This is a genomic window from Bacillus sp. NPDC094106 (assembly GCF_044764345.1).
Classification (GTDB): domain Bacteria; phylum Bacillota; class Bacilli; order Bacillales; family Bacillaceae_G; genus Bacillus_A.
On sequence record NZ_JBIWHY010000047.1, the window covers coordinates 1 to 1580 of the forward strand.

General features: G+C 33.7%; 1 pseudogene. It reads right to left on the reverse strand.

The annotated features are described in order from the left end of the window. Positions 1–215: 215 nt before the first annotated feature. Positions 216–1489 (reverse strand): annotated as a pseudogene (locus ACIQ7L_RS28105) (IS4 family transposase). Between the last annotated feature and the right edge of the window lie 91 nt (positions 1490–1580).

A 1580-nucleotide genomic window follows, 5' to 3' on the forward strand; every position in this document is an offset into this window, starting at 1 on the left:
CCCATAGCCATCAAGTTAACAAAAATAACCCAGATGCTGAAAAGCATCTGGGTTATTTTTGTTAGATATAGAATACAAGTTTTCATATTTGGACATACTCAAATAAGACTTCAACATATATTATTTTTTAAGCGGTGTGTTGAAGTGAATTTTGATATTCTTGAGTGATGCCAAGAATATCAAATGGTGAATATTTGGTATATCGATGTGCTTTCCTACCATTTTTTGATAGGTCTTCGAACAATCTGACAAGAATGGGAACCATGTCTCGACAGGGCACGAAAAGCACATCGAGTATACTTAAAAAATAAATATGTGTAATATAAGTCGCTTTATATTCACTCACTTCCTTTTGTTTTTTCTCCCATATTAATTTCCTCATTTTATATGTAATACTTGCCACAAGACATAATGCAATCAACTGTCCGTATAGATGACACTGAAATCGTTCTAGTTTAATCTTTTTTACCGCATGAATGCCGAAAATAGATTTCCATGTTTTAAACAAAATTTCAATTTGCCAACGTAAGGAATAGAATTGATAAATTTCAATGGCTTTCATATCTGTTTCTTTTATATTTGTAATAAATAAGTTGATACTACTTGCGTATTTAGGCATTCGCTTTTTTTCTTTTTTGTGCCGTTCTAATCTTTTCGCATGTTCAGATTCTGTTAATTTATAGATCATCAAACGTGTCTCTTGTTTTTGATGAAACCCAATATACACGCGAGGGAACTCAATATATTCGCCCTCTTTTAATTGTTTTGAAATACCTTCTATATCAATCAGTTCCCATGCATCCTCTATTTTTCTATATACTTGTGTATTCCAGCGGATACGTGAAATATAGGAAGCTCGCTTTTCCTCCATTTTCTTAAAATCATCAATATAAAAATATCCCAAATCTCGGATACATAAATCTCCAGACTCTACTGTATCCGTTCGAGCTTGTCCATATGTGTTATCATTACTAACCGCATGATTCACATCTATTTGAAGAAAGTTTCCAGATAATAAATCATACTCTAGTTGGATTTTAACTCCTGCTTCTGACCCGTCGCCGCCAAAACCTTTATACATATCTGCGTAGTGATTGGGAAGCTGAAACATAGTAGAATCTAAGATTCGAATTCGTTTGAAATTCCCTCCTATCGATGGAGTTGGACAAATATTTTGATGAAATAACCTTGTGAAAATTTGTTTAAAAAATTGAACAGTATGAGAGGCGAAGCGTTGATTCAAGCCTTCAGAAGATAAAGAAACACCTGTTGATTTATTTAATTTGGCACAAAGGCTAGCTAAAGATTCTGTTCCAACTGTTTTGCTTAAAAAGACGCATAAAGAAACGATATCCTGCGCTTTACATTTTCTCGCCCGTTGAATCATCCCTGTTTCTCGTGCAAGTGATTCTAAAAAGGAAAGTGAAAATTTGCCTTTTAGTTCCTGTTCTAATAATTGAAGCTCTTCTGTAAGATTCATTGAAGCCATAAAAACAGCCATCCTTTCATGGAGTATCCATGAAAGGATGGCTGTTTTTGTTTGAAATTATACATAGATAACCTTAACTTGATGGCTATGG